The following is a 17,901-nucleotide window of genomic DNA, read 5'->3' as shown; positions in this document are numbered from 1 at the left end:
ATTTAAGCGCCTTTGCTCGACGATGCCAGAATGCTCATCACCGCCATGCGCACGGCAATGCCAAAAGTAACCTGATTCAAAATCACGCTTTGCGGGCCGTCGGCCACAGCCGAATCAATTTCAACGCCACGGTTCATGGGGCCGGGGTGCATCACAATGGCATCGGGCTTGGCATGGCGCAGCTTTTCTTCAGTAAGCCCAAAATGCTTGAAATACTCTTGGGCTGAAGGAATCAGCGCGCCTGTCATGCGTTCTTTCTGCAGGCGCAGCATGATGATGACATCGCAATCCCGGATGCCTTCCACCAAGTCGTGGTACACGCGCACACCCATGTTGTCGAGGTGGCTGGGCAGCAAGGTGTTGGGGCCCACTGCGCGCACTTCCGGGCAACCCAATGTGGTTAAGGCATGGATATCAGAACGTGCCACGCGGCTGTGCAGAATGTCGCCCACAATGGCCACGCGCAGCTTGGTGAAATCCTGCTTGTAGTGGCGAATGGTGTACATGTCGAGCAGCGCCTGCGTGGGGTGGGCGTGCCGCCCATCGCCTGCGTTGATCACATGAATGGTGCCGCCACTGGTGCGGTTCAGGTGCTGGGCCATGAACGTGGGCGCACCGCTTTCGGAATGGCGCATCACGAACATGTCCGCGGACATGGCGGCCAGGTTGTCGATGGTGTCGATCAGCGATTCACCCTTGCTGGTCGACGAAGACCCGATATTCAAATTCACCACATCGGCCGACAAACGTTTGGCCGCAATTTCAAAGGTGGTGCGGGTGCGGGTGGAGTTCTCAAAAAACACGTTGAACACCGACTTGCCGCGCAACAAAGGCACTTGTTTTACATCGCGATCGGTGACGGACAGAAACGATTCTGCCGTGTCCAGAATGCGGTGAATCATCGCCTTGGGCAGCCCTTCAATGCTCAACAGGTGGATCAGTTCACCTGCGGCGTTAAGTTGAGGGTTATTCAATTTGGTTTTACCTCCAGCTCCAGGCGGAAAGCACCTTGCTCATCTTGGGTCAATACAAACGCTTCATTGGGTTTTAAAGGCAGGTGCTTGCCCACGTACTGCGCGTCAATTGGCAACTCACGCCCACCACGGTCCAGCAACACGGCCAGCTCAATTTTTGCCGGGCGGCCGAAATCAAAAAGATGATTCACAATGGCGCGTGTGGTGCGGCCTGTGTACAGCACATCGTCCACCAGCAAAATGGTGCGGCCTTGCACATCAAATGGCATCTCGGCGGGCTTGGGGGATTCTTTCAAGCCCCGTTCGGAAAAATCGTCGCGGTAAAAGGCACTGTCCAGAAAACCACAAGGCAAGGTGAAACCAAGGTCTTCGTGCAAGCGCTGCGCAATCCAGGCGCCACCGCTGTGCACACCGATCAGGCCAAGTTCACTGCGGTCAGGAAAGGCTTTCTCGATTTGTTCACGCAGGCGGGCATACAGGGCTTCAGGGTTAGGCAGGCTCATCGCCCCTCCAGAAAAAATTGTTCCAGAATCAGACAGGCACTGCCCATGTCGACACGGCCTTTGTTCTCGCGGGCGGCCTTGCCACCCATGCAGCTTTCCATAATTGCGCTGGTGTAACGTTCATCGACCATGGCACACGGCAAGGCAAAGCGCCCCTCCAGTTGGCGGGCAAAACGTTCACAGCGTGCTGTCAGATCATTGTCGACCCCATCGGGCTGACGGGGCACCCCCACCACAAGGCCTTCGGGCTGCCATTCCTTGATCAGGCCATCAATTTTGCTGAAACGCTGCTCGTCGTTCTGGGCCTCGACCACGGCCACGCCGCTGGCGGTTTTGGTCAGGGAATTCCCAAACGCCACACCAATTCGCTTCAAACCAAAATCAAATGCCAGGTACTGGGTCGGCTTGGGAGATTGCATGGGCTTGTGCATGGGTCAGGCGTGCCCCGCTGCGCCGCTCATCAAGGCGGGGTCGATGCCCAACATGGCGTATGCGCTGGTAAAGCGCTCCTCCGGGGGGGTGTCGAACAGAATTTCGTGGTTGGCAGGTACGGTCAACCAGGCGTTCTGGACCAGCTCTTCTTCAAGCTGCCCTTCGCTCCAGCCAGCATAGCCCAGGGTGATCAGCCATTTGCCCGGCGCTTCACCTCGGGCAACGGCTTCCAGAATGTCGCGAGAGGTGGTCAGGGAAATCTGGTCGTTCACCTTGAGCGACGAATTCCAGTCCAGGGGCTCGGTGTGCAGCACGAAGCCGCGTTCGGAGGCGACCGGCCCCCCCATCATGACCGGGAAGTGGGCAGGTAGATAACCCGCCACATCCACATTGATTTTCTCAAGCAGGCCTTCGATGGCCAAATCGGTGGGTCGGTTAATGACCAGGCCCATGGCACCCTTGCCGGAATGTTCGCACAAATACACCACCGCCCCTGCAAAACCGGGGTCGAGCATGTTCGGCATGGCGATCAACAACTGACCGGACAGGCTAAATTCATCGTGTGTGGAAATTTCGGTCTCGCTCATGCCAAAATTGTAATGCCTTTTAACTGTGCAAAAGCGGGTGGGCGTTCCTCTACCCGCCTTTAAGCGCACAGACCAACCCAATTTAAGTTGTTCCCATGCCCGCATCACTTCTGGAAAACCATCCCCTGTCCACCCAACCCAAGCCTGGCGATTACGCCAAAGGCTTGATGTGGTTTCGGCGCGACCTGCGCACCCACGACAACGCAGCCCTGTTTTATGCCCTGAAACACTGCCAACAGGTGCACTGCGTATTTGTGTTTGACAAAACCATTCTGGATGAGCTGGCCAACAAAGCCGACCGCCGGGTGGAATTCATTTCGGAAAGCTGCATGGCCCTGAAGAAAAAACTTCAGGATTTTGGTGGCGACTTGCACCTGGTGTATGACCATGCTGAGCAAACAATTCCCGCACTGGCAAGCAAACTGGGTGTACAAGCAGTTTTTACCAACAAAGACTACGAACCCGCAGCAATCAGCCGCGACATTACCGTGGGCAAAACACTTCAAGGCAAAGGTGTTGCGCTGTTTCGCTTCAAAGACCAAGCCATTTTCGAAGAAGACGAGGTGCTGACCCAGGCGGGCAAATTTTTCAGCGTGTTCACGCCTTTCAAAAACGCGTGCATGAAAAAGCTGGATGAATTTCACCTGACGCCCTACCCCAGCGAAGCACAAGTTTCCGCCTTGGCGAAAGATTCTGCCTTGCCAGCTCCGTCACTTGAAAACATGGGGTTCGAACGCACCAATTTGCTGGACATGATCAAGCCTGGCGAAGAAGGCGCACTCGATGCTTTCGAAGACTTCCTGAGCCGAATCGACAAGTACAAAGACAAACGCGATTTTCCGGGCCAGAGAGGCGTCAGCTATTTAAGCGTACACAACCGCTTCGGCACCATATCCATTCGCAGGCTGGCCAAAGCAGCATATGACCGGTTTAAATTCGACGGCAGCGAAGGAGCCATGAGTTGGTTGAGTGAGCTGATTTGGCGCGACTTTTATTTCCAGATCATTTACCACCGCCCCGATGCGGCCGAAAAAGCCTTCAAACCCGAGTACGACCAAATTCAATGGGACCACGATGAAAAAGCGAAAAAGCTTTTCAAAGCCTGGTGTGAAGGTAAAACCGGCTACCCGCTGGTGGATGCAGCACAGCGGCAACTGAACCAAACCGGCTTTCAGCACAATCGCCTTCGCATGGTGACCGCCAGCTTTTTAACAAAAGACCTGGGTATTGACTGGCGCTGGGGTGAGAAATATTTTGCTGAACAGCTGAACGACTTTGACCTGTCCGCCAACAACGGTGGCTGGCAATGGGCAGCCTCCACCGGCTGCGATGCACAGCCCTACTTCCGTATTTTCAACCCCTACAGCCAGTCGGAAAAATTTGATGCCGAGGGCAAGTTCATACGCAAGTACTGCCCGGAATTGGCCAAACTTTCCAACAAACACATTCACAACCCCGCGGAATGCCCACCGTTCGAATTGCAAATGGCAGGTGTAGTGCTGGGCGAAACCTACCCAAGGCCGGTGGTTGAACACGATGTGGCCAGGAAGAAAACACTGGAAAGGTATGCGGTGGTGAAGAAGGTGAAGGAGTAATTTGCAGGAAGCCGATTTTGTCCGAACTTATGCTGGTCAGAGCATACGGGTTCACCCATAATCGGCGCTGAATTTTCGTTCACCTACCAAAAACAACAAGGAGACAAAACAATGAACGCCTACACCACCGTATTGCTTTATGCCGGATGGATTTTGATTCTGGCCCTGCTATACGCCCTGCCCCGTGTGCCACAAGCACTGCTGGGCCAGAAGCGGATAGACAGCTGGGAGCGCGGCAAGGAACCCATCGACCCCATGATGTTGCAGCGTGCAAAGTCCGCACACCTGAACTGCCTGGAAAATTTCCCGGTATTTGCCGCAATTGTGGCGATTGCCGGGCTGATGGGCCAAATCGAAGCCATCAACGGCATTGCCGCGTTTGTGCTGTACGCCCGTATTGCGCAAAGCGTTGTCCACATCACGGGCACATCCTTTATTCAGGTGTTTCTGCGTGCCAACTTTTTTCTGGCGCAAGTGGGCCTGATGCTTTACATGGTGTATTTGCTGGTCTGCTAAACAATAAAAATTGATTTGAAGAGAGCCGCTGAGGGTGCACACAACCCCGGTGGCTTTTTCTATTTCAGCACCACCACAACCGACCTACTTTTGAACATTTCCAACATACCTGCCACCCAAAGTAACAGGCTGTTTAAAACAACGGCAATTACCAAGGGGCAACATGAACACAATCAAACTGGCTTTGGCCGTATCGCTGGCGCTGTGCAGTGCCCATTCACAGGCTGAAGAATTCCGCATTGACAGGTTGTTCGTGCTGGGCGACAGCTTAAGCGATGGCGGCACCTACACCGGCACCGCAACACAAGGTTTGCTTGGCGCGGGCGTCCCGGCAGGCGCAATTCCCGACCGGCTGAAATTCACCACCAATTCACCCACGGCGCAAGTGTGGGCAAACATCGTGGCTGGCAAGCTGGGCATCCCCCTGGATGTAGATGTAATCAACGGTGTAAGCACCACAATCAACGGTGGCAACTATGCGCAAGGCGGTTCGCGGGTAAGCAACCCCATTGGCGTGGCCAACAACCCGGCCATTGGCATTACCACCATTCCGGTTACCCAGCAGGTTGACCGCTTGCTGGCAGACACCCCCACATTTACGCGCAACGATTTGGTGGCCCTTTGGGCTGGGTCAAATGACGGCTTCATTCAGTTTGCCACAGTGGCCGCAGGCGCAATTACCCCATCGACCGCCTTGGCTGAAATGTCGATTGCAGCAACACAACTGCTGACACAAATTGACCGTTTGAAAGCTGCAGGCGCCCAGAACATTGTAGTGGTCACCGTTCCGAACCTGGGCGCCACACCACAAGCACAAATTATTGAAGATGGTTCGGTCAGTGGCACGCCAGCACCGGGTTCAATTGCGCTGTTGAATGCGCTTTCTGCCAGCTTCAACAACACGCTTGCCTCGGCAGCAGCCAGCAAAGGCGCGGTGATTGTCGATTCCAACAAATTGCTGAGTGCCGTGATCGCCAACCCGGTACGTTATGGCTTTACCTCGGCCACACCCTTGCAACCCGCATGCGGCAACAACGGCGGAAACGACCCCAACACTTTTTTCAATTCAAGCCTTACATGCATTCAAGGTGTGAATGCCGCAACAGACAGCGAACAACGCATTTTTGCAGATGGCGTGCACCCAACCGCCGCCGCCCAGCGCTTGTTTGGTGAAGCCGGTTTTGCCGGCCTTCAAGCCGCCAGCCTGAACGGTGCGCTGGCCGTTGCCCCGCTTACCCCAATACGCCAACATGCGCTGGGCCTGGAAAACAGGCTGACTGCACTGGCCTTGGTGCGTGAAGATGCCACAGGCAAAGCCACATTGCGCCCGGTTGGCGACACGGAATGGTACGGTGGCGTTGAGGTGGGCCAGTTTGAGTTGGATGCACAACAGGTTCAGGCAGGGCTTGAAGCAGACACGCAAATCGTGAAGTTTGGCGGTGACCGCATGATCACCCGCAACGCCCTGCTTGGCTTTGGCATCAGTATCGACAACGCGCAAACCGACATCGCCAGCAACGGCGGCGGGTTCAACAACGACATTGTTCTAGGTACAGTATTCAGCACAATTGCCTTGTCAAAATCGCTTTACTTGAACGCTGCCCTGGCCCTGGGAACAATTGATTACGACGTCACACGCCAGTTCACGCTTGGCCCATCGCTTGAACGCTACACCGCCCACACCGAGGGTGATTTTTCTTCTGCACGCGTGGGCCTGGGCAGCATTCACAGCTTGCCACAGGGCTGGACCCTGAACCCGCAAGCAGCCTACACCGTTGAAAAAATTGACTTGCAGGGTTACGACGAATCAAACGGTGCGGCCAGTTTGAGTTTCGGTGACACACAGTACAAAGCCGAACGAATCAGCCTTGGCTTTTTGGTCAGCAAAGCACCCAGCGTGCGCGGCGGGTGGCGACCCCTGTTGCGCTATTCGATTGAATCAGATCAAAACGACGATGATTTGAAAATTCGCATGGGCCCCAACCAAAATACGCTGGCCACCATACTGGCACCGCGGCCAGACGGCGATTTTCAGCTGTTGTCCGTGGGGGTGGCCAAAGAAATTGGCCACGGTGTGTTGAACATACACATGACCAGCACACTGGGGCAATCGGGTGTAAAAGGTTTAAGTTTGGGCGTGGCTTACAAAGCAGGTTTTTAAGCTGATTTAAACAGATCAGCCCAAACCAACGGTACTGGCTGATTACAACCAGTACCCGTTCATCCGCAACAGCCTTATTTAATCGCCGCAAACGCCTTGTCAATCGCCACTTTGGTGGCTTCAATCACGGCGTCATCGTGCGTTACGGAAACAAACCCTGCCTCGTAAGCCGAAGGCGCAAGGTAAACCCCCGCATCCAGCATGGCGTGGAAAAACTTGTTGAAACGGTCGCGGTTCGACGCACTTACTTCCGCAAAACTGGTGGGCACTTTTTCGCTAAAGTAAATACCGAACATGCCGCCAATGCTGTCGGCACAGAAAGTTTCGCCATGGGCATATGCCACCCGGTTAAATGCTTCCACCAGCTTGCGGGTTTGGGTTTCCAGCTTTTCGTAAAAACCTTCCTGCTTCAGCAAACACAGGGTGGTTAAACCAGCCGCCACTGCAACCGGGTTGCCACTCAGGGTGCCTGCCTGATAAACGGGGCCAAGCGGCGCAATACACGCCATGATGTCTTTGCGGCCACCGAAAGCGCCCATGGGCATGCCACCACCAATAATTTTGCCCAGCGTGGTCAAGTCGGGCGTAATGCCATACACGCCCTGCACACCTTGCGGGCCCACACGGAAGCCTGTCATCACTTCATCAAAAATCAACACCGCACCATGCAGGGTGCACAACTCGCGCAGTGTATTCAAAAACTCGCGCGTGGGTTTGATCAAATTCATATTGCCCGCAACCGGCTCTACGATCACGCAGGCAATGCTGCTGCCACTGGCTTTGAATAGTTCATGCAGTTGCTCAACATTGTTGTAGTCCAGCACACGGGTGTGCTTGGCAAAATCTTCAGGCACACCAGCCGAGGTTGGGTTGCCAAATGTCAGCAAACCTGAACCGGCTTTCACCAACAGGCTGTCGGCATGGCCATGGTAGCAACCTTCAAATTTCACGATCGTGTCGCGGCCCGTAAAACCACGGGCCAGGCGAATGGCGCTCATCGTGGCCTCGGTGCCGGAACTCACCAGGCGAACTTGCTCCATGGATGGCAACATCTCGCACAATGTTTCGGCCATCACGATTTCGCCCTCGGTGGGCGCACCAAAGCTTAAGCCGCCCACGGCGGCTTCCTGCACAGCCTTGATCACTTCTGGGTGGGCATGGCCCAATACAGCGGGCCCCCACGATCCAATGTAGTCGATGTAGCGCTTGTCATCGGCGTCCCACACATACGGGCCATTGGCACGCTTGAAAAAACGCGGTGTACCACCCACGGAACGGAATGCGCGTACAGGCGAATTCACACCACCGGGAATCGTTCTTTGTGCGCGTTCAAACAACACTTCGTTCTGGCTCACTGCTTTACCACTCATTCTCAAAACTCCGAGTAATTAACTGCATTCATTAACTGCATCCACCCACTGCTGCGCCACACGGCAAACCTGCGCTGCATCGGGTTCCATTCCAAACAAACCGTTCACCACCGCCACGGCATGTGCGCCGGCTTTCATTAACACTGGCACGTGCGCAAGCGTAATTCCGCCAATAGCCACCGTGGGCACGCCCAATTCACTCGCATTCGCAAACAAATCCAGTTCAGCACGCACCGCATTGGGCTTGGTACTACTGGGGTACATGGCCCCAAAGGCCACATAACTTGCGCCATCGCGCACCGCCTGTTCGGCCAAATCAAGCCGATTGTAGCAAGAAGCACCCACCACCCACTTTGCACCCAGCGTGCCCCGCGCCTGCGCGATGGCCTCGTCGGTTTTACCCAAATGAACACCCACCACCGCGCCACCTTCGAATTTTGAAAACCCGCTGGAGGGCACATCATTCAAAATCAGGGCAGCATCGTACTTCTCGCACAGGGCATCAAGCTGCCCAACAAACTCGATCAACCCGGCTTGCTCCCAATTTTTTTGCCTGCACTGAAACAGGCGCACGCCGCCTTCCAGCGCAGCAGCCACACAATCCACAATGGCATCGGGGGCCCACACATCAGAACGTTCGGGCGTGATGGCGTACACACCCTGAATCAAACTGCTCGGCTCATTCCTCATCAAACGCGTCATCCTCTTCGCCCAAATGCTGCATCAGGTGCATGCGGTCGGGAATCAGCTGGCCCTGGCCCACAGCAAAGCCATAATTCAAGGCCTGCCAGGTGTATTCAAGCCCCAGCTCCACGGCTTCCCGCACATTCAAGCCTTGCCCCAAGCCCACAGCACACGCGCTGGCCAAAGTACAACCCGAACCATGGTATTGACCGGGCAAGCGTTCGCATGGAATTTCGAGTACTTTCTGCCCAGCCACATACAGGCGATTCACCACCTCGCCAGAATCAAGGTGCTCGCCCTTCAGCAACACCGCTTTGCAGCCCATTTGCAACAACCTTGCACCGGCCTCATCCACCGTAGAGGCCCCAGTGAATGCCTGCGCCTCGGGCCAGTTAGGGGTCAACAGGTCGACCACCGGGAAAAGTTCATTTCGAACACTGTCAAACAGGGCCTGCCCGCCAAAAGCATCGCCCCGGCCAGAAGCGCGCACCGGGTCAACCACCAGCGGAACACCGGGCCACAAGGCTTTGGCTTTCAGCACCGCAGCCACCGCCGCTGTACTGCCCAGCACCCCGGTTTTAATGGCGCTGGGTTTGATACCGTCATCAAGCAAGGTTTGCAACTGATCATCAATCCAGTCAGGCTTGCAAGACTCAAAGCGCTTCACGCCCACGGTGTTCTGCGCGGTCAAGCCCGTGAGCACGGTCAAGGGGTGTGCGCCCAATGCGGCAATTGTTAATACATCGGCCTGCAAACCCGCGCCAGATGAGGGATCGGATGCTGAAAAGGTCAGTACCAAGGGAACGGTCAGTGTCATTGAAAACCCAAAAAAGACCGACAACCTTTGTAGTCGGCTGCCAAACTCAGTATTATCCACCCGTTGCAATTTTTTTTCTGGAAGTAGCTCAGAATGAATACTTGGATTTGTTTGATTTGCGGTTGGGTATACGATGAAGCGGCTGGTCTGCCTGAAGAAGGCATTGCCCCCGGCACCAAATGGGAAGACGTTCCCCCGAACTGGGTTTGCCCCGAATGTGGCGCCCGCAAAGAAGATTTTGAGATGACTCAAATCTAAAAACCAAGCCAATGGATCAATGACCGAACAAAACCCTGACCCACGCCAAGCGTTTGAAGACCACGCCCCAACGCCGGTCAGGCCAAAGTTTGTTCGGCAGTTGGGCCAGTTCGCGGCGGGTTTGCTTGTAGCGGCCTTGTTGTTGTTCGTTTGCGGCTTGTTCGCAAAGAACCAGTCTGACAACATTCGCAATTCCCAGCTGACCCAACTCGTTTTGGTTGAAGGCCGCATTCAGCAGGAATTGATTGCGTTGAACGGCCCTTCCGCTGAAACCATTCAACCCCAAGGGTTAAAAGCACTTTTGTCGCTGGGTCAGCAGGTCAGCCAACAAAACAAACACTTTCAATTGTTCGGCTCCCTGCACAACCAGACCCTTCAAGTATTGCTGACCCAAGCCATAGAAGCGCTGTCGCGCCCGGTGGCCGGCATCAATTCCAGCGAGGAAACCCAACGCCAACTGGAAGCCCAGTTGCGACTGGACACACTGCCCAAACTGGCCCAACTGAAAAACCACATTGCCCAAGCCACCAATGGTTATCTGGTGCTGCTGTTCGGGCTGGGTACGCTGCTTGGGGTCATCGGCCTGTCACTGGGATTTCACTGGTTCACCCACCGCAAAACACTGGCCTTGAACCGCCGCATTCACATGCTAAGCCGCGCCCTGCACAGCCAGCAGGAAAATGACCAGAAACGCGAAGGCGCCCATGCCGCACTGGAAGGCGTGTTGAAAGCACTGAACAGCAACCAGCAGCTTGAACACCGGGGAACGCTGATGCAAATTGGCCAGCAACTTGAAGAATTAAACCAAAGTGGTCAAGCAGTACTGCAATTTGCCAAATCATTTCACCAGTTGTCCAACCAGGGCACGCAGGTGGTTAAATCGACCTTGAACAGCGAACATCGCAACGCCAAAGCGGAAAACCACATGGGCATTATGCAGGCTCAGCTTGAGGGCTTGCGATCTGACATTCGAAGCGCAGCACAGGGTTTGCGCAAAGCAGGCGAGGTAAGCCGCCAGTTGTTGGGCCGACTGGATGCATCGCAAATGGAATTAACGCTGACGGAGCCGGAAAACAGCCGCCAGCTTCAGCAACTGGTAGAGCAAAGCCAGCAGGCCCTGAAAGAATCTATTGAGGGTTTGGTGCTGGCCAGCCAGAAGATCAACATGGGCCAGCACGAATCGAACAAGTTGGCCGAGTACATGGCAGTGAATCAAACCGCCTGGTCAAACCTGTTGAGCCAGGTTGAGCAGGTGGCAGAATCTGCCTCGCAAGAATCAGAAAGCGCCCTTCGCCTGGCCAAGCGCCTGATGAACAAAAGCCAACAGAGACACATTCAGGCGGCCAAAGCACCGCCGCAACTGCTGCCCTGACCCGCCGTGCAACCATAGCAATGGTCGCCCACCACCACATCGATTGAATCAAGCGCAGCGTGTGTTAAATCCGCCAAAGTTAAAGCACGGCCCTGTGAATCGCGCACAGGCCAACCCAGTTGCTGGTTGAAGTCGCAATCGTACAATTTGCCTTCGTAATCGATGGACACCAGGCTGCGGCACATCACTGCAGCCAAATTGCTCTCGCGATAGGCGCTTTTCAGCGTGTTCATGTACGTCTCGAACGTGCCCTTGCTGATCAAGGTACTGCCAAAACGTGCAATCGGCATGTTGGTAATCGTCACCAAACCTGTGAAGCGGATACCAAACTTCTCGAACAAAACTGCCTTGTAATCCGCTTCCAGCGCTTCTTGCGGGGGCGGCAATGCCGGGCCTTGGGGGTTGAACACCAAGGTCAAGCGCAATTGGTCGCCGTAGCCCAGGGCATTGAGTTTTTGCAAGCCTGTAATGCTGGCATCGAACACACCTTTGCCGCGTTGCTTGTCCACATTGTCTTCAAGGTAACAAGGCAGTGACGCAAAAATTTCAACTTCATTGTCGGCCAGAAATTGCGCCAAATCTTCATAGCCCGGTTCACTGAGAATGGTCAGGTTACAGCGATCAATCACATGCACACCAGCCTTTCGCGCAGCCACCACAAGGCGTTTGAAGCGCGGGTTCATCTCGGGCGCACCGCCGGTCAGGTCCAGCTTTTTCACCCAACCCTGATTCATCAAGGCAATCAGCTGGTCGATCTGCTCATCCTGCATCAGCTCAGTTCGGTTCGGGCCTGCATTCACGTGGCAATGTGTACAACTTTGGTTGCACAGGTAACCCAGGTTCACCTGAATGGTTTCCAGGCTCAAGCGCTTCACGCTGGGGAAGGTGGTACTTTTCAACAAATGAACGACTGAGTGCATGTAGGCTCCGGTTTCTGTGCGCCGCGCGGTTATTTCGTTTTCAGATAATGAGAGAATCAAAGTTCTCAATCAAAACTGGTGCGGTTTGTTTATCGCGTTAATCGATAGTAGCAAACTTACAGAACCTCATTCGCTCAAGCCATGATTCAAGTTACAGTCAACGGTGAAAATCGTGAATTGCCCAAGAACAGCACTGTGGCCCACCTTGTGGAAAGCCTTGAACTGACCGGCAAACGCATCGCCGTGGAATTAAACGGTGAAATTGTGCCCAAAAGCCAGCACGCCACCACCCAACTTCCCGCAGGGGCCAACCTGGAAATCGTGGTCGCTGTGGGGGGCGGTTAAACAATCAGGAGCAGTTCCCTCATGAACACGTCTATCGAAAAGCCCAACGACACCTGGAAAGTGGGCAGCCGAGAATTCACCAGCCGCCTGTTGGTGGGTACCGGCAAGTACGCCAGCCTGGAGGAAACCCGCGAAGCCATCACCGAAAGCGGCGCCGAAATTGTGACCGTGGCCATTCGCCGCACCAACATTGGCCAAAACACCGGCGAAGCCAGCCTGCTCGATTACATTCCCCCCAGCCAATTCACCTATCTGCCCAACTCGGCGGGCTGCTACACGGCCAAAGACGCTGTGCGCACCTTGCGCCTGGGCCGTGAGCTGCTGGACGGCCACAACCTGTGCAAACTCGAAGTGCTGGGCGACCCCACCAACCTGTATCCCGACATGGAAGAAACCCTGATTGCCGCCAAAGAACTGGTGGCCGATGGCTTCGACGTGATGGTGTATTGTTCCGACGACCCCATTTACGCCCGCAAACTCGAAGACGTGGGCTGCCTGGCCATCATGCCGCTGGCTTCGCTCATAGGCTCTGGCATGGGCATTTTAAACCCCTGGAACATCAATTTGATTCTGGAAAAAGCGCAAGTACCGGTGATTGTAGATGCAGGCGTTGGCACAGCTTCCGACGCAGCCATTGCCATGGAACTGGGTTGCGCAGGCGTATTGATGAACACAGCCATTGCAAAGGCGCAAAACCCTGTGCAAATGGCACGTGCCATGCGTTTGGCCACGCAAGCCGGTCGGGATGCCTTTCTTGCAGGTAGAATGCCAAAAAAGTTTTACACGGCCAGCCCTTCTTCCCCTGTGGAAGGCATCATTTCCTCCAGATCAAAATGACAGACCAAACCCTCGACAATCCGTTTCGCGACCAGCACATCAAAAGTTTTGTGAAGCGTCGGGGTCATATTTCACGTGCCCAGGAACGCGCCGTGCAAGAAGGCATGCCCAAGTGGGGCATTGCCTACAATGCACAAACGCAAATTGATTTCGACCAGCAGTGGGGTACCACAGGCCGACCCAACTGGCTGGAAATTGGTTTTGGCATGGGTGAAACCACAGCCAAAATTGCCAAGGCACACCCCCAGGTCAATTACCTCGGCGTGGAAATTTACACCGCGGGCGTGGGTTCGCTGATCAAGAAAGTCGAGGAAGAAGGCATTCAGAACATTCGCATCATTTCCCACGATGTGGTCGATGTACTACGCGACATGATCCCCGATGCCAGCCTGGACAAAGTACTGCTGTACTTCCCCGACCCCTGGCGCAAGGCCCGCCACCACAAGCGCAGGTTGATTCAGCCCGAGTTTGTGGCCAAGCTGGCCAGAAAAATGAAACCGGGCGGTGTGCTGCACTGCGCAACCGATTGGGAAAACTACGCCCACCACATGCACGACGTACTGAGCGTGGCCCCCGACTGGCAAAACATGGCTACAACACCTTTTGCAGCGCGCCCCGAAGACCGCCCACAAACCAAATTTGAGAACCGAGGCCTGAAACTGGGCCATGGTGTTTGGGACTTGTTGTACCAGGTACGCTAAACAACACAATACAAACAGACCTCCCCTCTTGCGGTATGTCTCAAAATTACTGAATTTGCTTTAATCAAGCTTGATCCCGGTAATTTTGTGACTGCATGCATTCATCGCATAAAAATGGACTACTGCGTGTGTTGTTCACAAGCAGAGCACTGATTTCGCTGAACACGCGCACACTGATGGTGTGCATTGTTGCGCTGTTCGCGTTGTCACTTTGCATTTATGCCATTTTGAACAATCAGTTCGCCAGCCAGCGGACACTTCAGATCGACCAATTGCTGCACACCAAAACGCAAGCCATTCAGCAGGCTGACGCAAACAAACCTGACGACGCCAACTCGCAGTCCACACCCGTGTACTTTCACCAAGGAAACCTGCAAGGCGCACAAACCACCGAGCATTGGCCCAAAGCATGCCAGGCAATCTCCAGCCCTGAAGACTCGGGAATCCAGCGTTTCCGGTGCGATGGCGGCGTTCACCTGCATGCCCTTCAAACCAGCGTTACACCGGGGGCTACACCAAGTGCGCCAATGACATTGTGGGCCATCGACAGCACCAGCTTGTCCGTGAGAAGCATGACGACAGAAGACGCGCTGGGCCTGACATTGCTGGTGTTGGTCATCAGCGCAGTCTGCAGCAGATGGATCAGCAGTTCAATTACCCGGCCCCTGGCTGAAATAACCACCAGTGCAGAACACATGTCTGCGGGCAACTATGAATGGCGCCTTCCTCCCAGCCCGATTCGGGAAATCAACCAACTCGCACTGACATTCAACCACATGGCCAAAAGCCTGGAAGAACGGGACAAGGTCATTCGCCGCACAGCCTACAAAGACCAGCTGACGGGACTGGACAACCGCGCCTTTCTCAGCCTTGCGCTGCGCGAGCGCACCCAAAGTGCGCGTGAAGCCTTGTCCATCGTGGTTTGGGGCATCGACAACCTGGACAACATCAATGAAGTACTGGGCCACGAAGTGGCCGACAAAGTGCTGGTGAAAATGGCACAAAAAGCCACTCGCATCTGCAAGGAAAACCTGGTGATCGCCCGCCTGGAAGGCAATGTATTTTGCATACTGCTGCCACGCGCCCTGCTCGACAACGCCTTAAAAAAGCACACCATCAAGCGTCTGCTTCAGGGCTCGCTGCGGGTGCACAACTATCAACTCGACATCCAAAGCCACGCGGGCTTGGCCCATTATCCCGAGCATGGACAATGCCCGGAAACCTTGATGCGTCGCGCAGAAATTGCCCGTCAACTGGCGAAGAAAACACGACAAACCAGCATCGTGTTCGAACCCCGACTGGAACAGCGGTCTGCACACCGTCTTGAATTGATCGCGCAACTGCGCAAGGCCATTGCCAACGAAGAATTCTGCCTGTACTTTCAGCCCAAACTAAACCTTCGAACCAACAGCATCAACCAGGCAGAGGTTCTACTTCGCTGGAACCACCCTACACACGGGCTGATCGCACCCGGGGCTTTTATTGAACTGGCTGAACAAACCGGCATGATCCGGGAAATTACACGGCTGGTGTTGAAACAAACCTACGCCATCATCGGTCTGTGTGCCCACCAGAACATTCGCCTGTCCGTGAACCTGTCAGCCATGGACCTTGAAGACAACAGCCTGATTGATTTTGTGGGGCATTTACACCAGGAACAACCTGATGCCTCCCGGCACATTGTGCTTGAAATTACCGAAAGCGCGGCAATGCGCGACCCCGAACAAGCGCTGGACGTATTGAACCAGTTGGCCGCCATCAACTTTCAAATTGCTGTGGACGATTTTGGCACGGGCTATTCCTCGCTGGCCTACCTGAAACGTTTCCCGGTGACCGAGCTTAAAATTGACCGGTCATTGGTACAGGGCGCAGACTTCGACACCGATGGGCAAATCATCCTTGAATCAACCATCGAAATGGGCCACATCATGGGCCTGCTTGTGACCACCGAAGGCGTGGAAACACAGGCCGAATTTGAACTGGTTAAAAAGCTCGGGGCCGACTATGTTCAGGGCTTCTGGCTGTCCAAACCCATGCCTTTTGAAGAATTCAAGTTGAAACACCTTGTGGGCAACCACGACCAACTTGTTCAACACCTGTAAACGACGCAAATAGCACATCAATTTCATTGAAGTTTTACCCGAGCAGGTCCTGCTTCGCTATGATGTTGTGATGACAATTCACACAACGCACGCCTCACAGTGAAAATGAAACAATTTGACGTCGCCATCATCGGCAGTGGTTTGGCAGGGCTGACCACCGCCCTGCAGTTGGCAGACAAACTCAAAGTGGCCATCATCTGCAAACGATCGGTGTCCGATTCCGCCAGCCGGTGGGCACAAGGTGGCATTGCAGCGGTTCGGGACCCAGCCGACAGCGTGGAGGAACACGTGCAAGACACCCTGGTGGCAGGTGGCGGCCTGTGTGAACGGGATGCAGTGCAGTTCATTCTGGAAAACGCATCCAAATCAATCGACTGGTTGGTAGAACAGGGCGTGCCCTTTTCTCGTGAAGACGAAGAAGGCCCCAGCAACACCGAACCCAATGGTTTTCACCTGACCCGTGAAGGCGGCCACAGCCGCAGGCGAATCCTGCACGTGGCAGACGCCACGGGCGATGCTGTACAAACCACGCTGGAAGCCAAGGCACGCAACCACCCCAACATTCAATTGTTTGAACACCACATGGTGATCGACCTGATCACCGGCGACAGGCTCAGCGAAAAAAAAGCCGGTATTTTGGGCGCGTACGTTCTGGACGAACAATCGCAACGCGTGCTCACCCTGACCTGCCCCTACATCGTGCTGGCCTGCGGTGGCGCTGGCAAAGTGTACAACTACACCACCAACCCGGACACCGCAACTGGCGACGGCATTGCCATGGCCTGGCGCGCGGGCTGCCGGATTTCCAACATGGAGTTCATCCAGTTCCACCCCACCTGCCTGTACCACCCCTACGCCAAAAGCTTTTTGATCACCGAAGCAGTGCGTGGTGAAGGTGGCTTGCTGAAATTGCCCGACGGCACCCGCTTCATGCCCGAACACGATGAACGTGCGGAATTGGCACCGCGTGATGTAGTGGCCCGTGCCATTGACTTTGAAATGAAAAAACGCGGCCTGGATTGCGTGTACCTGGACATCAGCCACGAACCAGCCGAAAAACTGAAAAAGCACTTCCCGACCATTTACAAGCGCTGCCTGGAATTGGGCATTGATATCACCAAGCAAGGCATTCCCGTGGTGCCTGCGGCGCACTACACCTGCGGCGGCGTGGTAACCGATCACAATGCCCGCACCGACATCCCCGGCTTGTACGCCGTGGGCGAAACAGCCTACACCGGCCTGCATGGCGCCAACCGCCTGGCCAGCAACAGCCTGCTGGAATGTGTGGTGTTGGGGCAAGCTGCAGCCAACCACATTCTGACCAAACCCCACCGCGAAACCATGGGCCTGCCCGACTGGGATGAAAGCCGCGTGACCGATCCCGATGAAGAAGTGGTCATTTCCCACAACTGGGCAGAACTGCGCCAAACCATGTGGAACTACGTGGGCATTGTGCGCACCGACAAACGCCTGGAACGCGCGCAGCACCGCATTCAATTGCTTCGCGAAGAAATTCTGGAGTTTTACAGCAACTTCCGCGTAAGCCGTGATTTGCTGGAATTGCGCAACCTGGTGGATGTTGCCGACTTGATCGTAACCAGCGCACTAAGCCGCAAGGAAAGCCGTGGCCTGCACTACAGCACCGACTACCCTGGCACATTGCCCAAGGCATTTCCTACGGTGCTGCAGCGAGCCAAGAAGAAGTGAGTGCGCGTTTAGGCCAACTC

At 54.9% G+C, this 17,901-nt stretch carries 18 protein-coding genes; 10 read left to right on the top strand and 8 right to left on the bottom strand.

Annotated features, from left to right (window positions below; genetic code table 11):
* Nucleotides 1-2: 2 nt before the first annotated feature.
* From V7028_RS10295 to V7028_RS10280, 4 genes are read right to left on the bottom strand one after another with little or no spacing between them, the layout of a single operon-like run.
* Entirely contained in the window at nucleotides 3-974 is a 972-nt protein-coding gene (locus tag V7028_RS10295) for an aspartate carbamoyltransferase catalytic subunit (protein WP_334119991.1), read from the bottom strand.
* Complete coding sequence (gene pyrR, locus V7028_RS10290) at nucleotides 971-1,477, bottom strand: bifunctional pyr operon transcriptional regulator/uracil phosphoribosyltransferase PyrR (protein WP_334119990.1); 507 nt, start codon at nucleotides 1,475-1,477, stop codon at nucleotides 971-973. The genes V7028_RS10295 and pyrR overlap by 4 nt, the downstream gene beginning before the upstream one ends.
* Nucleotides 1,474-1,896 carry a Holliday junction resolvase RuvX gene (gene ruvX, locus V7028_RS10285; RefSeq protein WP_334119989.1) on the bottom strand — a complete coding sequence of 141 codons (423 nt, stop codon included), beginning with the start codon at nucleotides 1,894-1,896 and terminating at the stop codon, nucleotides 1,474-1,476. Before ruvX ends, pyrR begins: the two co-directional genes overlap by 4 nt.
* 15 nt (nucleotides 1,897-1,911) lie before the next feature.
* Entirely contained in the window at nucleotides 1,912-2,496 is a 585-nt protein-coding gene (locus V7028_RS10280; protein ID WP_334119988.1) for a YqgE/AlgH family protein, read from the bottom strand.
* 95 nt (nucleotides 2,497-2,591) lie between these two features.
* Here V7028_RS10280 and V7028_RS10275 point away from each other — a divergent pair, with 95 nt between their 5' ends.
* The 3 genes from V7028_RS10275 to V7028_RS10265 all read left to right on the top strand — a co-directional run bounded on the left by V7028_RS10275 (nucleotide 2,592) and on the right by V7028_RS10265 (nucleotide 6,768).
* A complete protein-coding gene (locus V7028_RS10275; RefSeq protein ID WP_334119987.1) occupies nucleotides 2,592-4,091 on the top strand; it encodes a cryptochrome/photolyase family protein in 1,500 nt (499 codons plus the stop codon).
* 111 nt (nucleotides 4,092-4,202) lie between these two features.
* Entirely contained in the window at nucleotides 4,203-4,607 is a 405-nt protein-coding gene (locus V7028_RS10270; RefSeq protein WP_334119986.1) for an MAPEG family protein, read from the top strand.
* A gap of 163 nt (nucleotides 4,608-4,770) precedes the next feature.
* Entirely contained in the window at nucleotides 4,771-6,768 is a 1,998-nt protein-coding gene (locus V7028_RS10265) for an autotransporter domain-containing protein (protein ID WP_334119985.1), read from the top strand.
* Between the two features lie 74 nt (nucleotides 6,769-6,842).
* On the opposite strand, the gene hemL is transcribed toward V7028_RS10265, so the two are convergent.
* Genes hemL through thiD form a run of 3 tightly spaced genes read right to left on the bottom strand, consistent with a single transcriptional unit; the run spans nucleotide 6,843 to nucleotide 9,639 of the window.
* On the bottom strand, nucleotides 6,843-8,138 hold the full coding sequence (hemL, locus tag V7028_RS10260) for a glutamate-1-semialdehyde 2,1-aminomutase (RefSeq protein WP_334119984.1): 1,296 nt from the start codon (nucleotides 8,136-8,138) through the stop codon (nucleotides 6,843-6,845).
* A gap of 18 nt (nucleotides 8,139-8,156) precedes the next feature.
* On the bottom strand, nucleotides 8,157-8,828 hold the full coding sequence (locus V7028_RS10255) for a thiamine phosphate synthase (protein ID WP_334119983.1): 672 nt from the start codon (nucleotides 8,826-8,828) through the stop codon (nucleotides 8,157-8,159).
* On the bottom strand, nucleotides 8,818-9,639 hold the full coding sequence (gene thiD, locus V7028_RS10250) for a bifunctional hydroxymethylpyrimidine kinase/phosphomethylpyrimidine kinase (RefSeq protein WP_334119982.1): 822 nt from the start codon (nucleotides 9,637-9,639) through the stop codon (nucleotides 8,818-8,820). Before thiD ends, V7028_RS10255 begins: the two co-directional genes overlap by 11 nt.
* A 93-nt stretch (nucleotides 9,640-9,732) precedes the next feature.
* Between thiD and V7028_RS10245 the strand changes: the two genes are divergently transcribed.
* Both V7028_RS10245 and V7028_RS10240 read left to right on the top strand, forming a co-directional pair.
* Nucleotides 9,733-9,897: a rubredoxin gene (locus V7028_RS10245; protein ID WP_305561755.1), complete on the top strand. Its 165-nt coding sequence runs from the start codon at nucleotides 9,733-9,735 to the stop codon at nucleotides 9,895-9,897.
* A 19-nt stretch (nucleotides 9,898-9,916) separates the two neighbouring features.
* Nucleotides 9,917-11,269, top strand: coding sequence for a hypothetical protein (locus tag V7028_RS10240; protein ID WP_334119981.1), 1,353 nt, complete (start codon nucleotides 9,917-9,919; stop codon nucleotides 11,267-11,269).
* Here V7028_RS10240 and arsS read toward each other — a convergent pair.
* Nucleotides 11,233-12,189, bottom strand: a complete 957-nt coding sequence (gene arsS, locus V7028_RS10235) for an arsenosugar biosynthesis radical SAM (seleno)protein ArsS (RefSeq protein WP_334119980.1) — start codon at nucleotides 12,187-12,189, stop codon at nucleotides 11,233-11,235. The two genes, V7028_RS10240 and arsS, sit on opposite strands and share 37 nt — an antisense overlap.
* Before the next feature lie 144 nt (nucleotides 12,190-12,333).
* Between arsS and thiS the strand changes: the two genes are divergently transcribed.
* From thiS to nadB, 5 genes are all read left to right on the top strand, one after another.
* Entirely contained in the window at nucleotides 12,334-12,534 is a 201-nt protein-coding gene (gene thiS, locus V7028_RS10230) for a sulfur carrier protein ThiS (protein WP_334120012.1), read from the top strand.
* A 21-nt stretch (nucleotides 12,535-12,555) separates the two neighbouring features.
* Nucleotides 12,556-13,371, top strand: a complete 816-nt coding sequence (locus tag V7028_RS10225; protein WP_334119979.1) for a thiazole synthase — start codon at nucleotides 12,556-12,558, stop codon at nucleotides 13,369-13,371.
* A complete protein-coding gene (gene trmB, locus V7028_RS10220; RefSeq protein ID WP_334119978.1) occupies nucleotides 13,368-14,072 on the top strand; it encodes a tRNA (guanosine(46)-N7)-methyltransferase TrmB in 705 nt (234 codons plus the stop codon). The genes V7028_RS10225 and trmB overlap by 4 nt, the downstream gene beginning before the upstream one ends.
* Nucleotides 14,073-14,203: 131 nt before the next feature.
* Nucleotides 14,204-16,174 (top strand): bifunctional diguanylate cyclase/phosphodiesterase, encoded by a 1,971-nt coding sequence (locus V7028_RS10215; RefSeq protein WP_334119977.1) that lies wholly within the window; start codon nucleotides 14,204-14,206, stop codon nucleotides 16,172-16,174.
* 105 nt (nucleotides 16,175-16,279) lie between these two features.
* Nucleotides 16,280-17,881 carry an L-aspartate oxidase gene (nadB, locus tag V7028_RS10210; protein ID WP_334119976.1) on the top strand — a complete coding sequence of 534 codons (1,602 nt, stop codon included), beginning with the start codon at nucleotides 16,280-16,282 and terminating at the stop codon, nucleotides 17,879-17,881.
* Nucleotides 17,882-17,901 lie beyond the last annotated feature (20 nt).

This window comes from Limnobacter sp., from assembly GCF_036846585.1.
Classification (GTDB): domain Bacteria; phylum Pseudomonadota; class Gammaproteobacteria; order Burkholderiales; family Burkholderiaceae_B; genus Limnobacter.
Note: the sequence above shows the minus strand (reverse complement) of the source record. Positions and strands in the feature narration are given on the sequence as shown.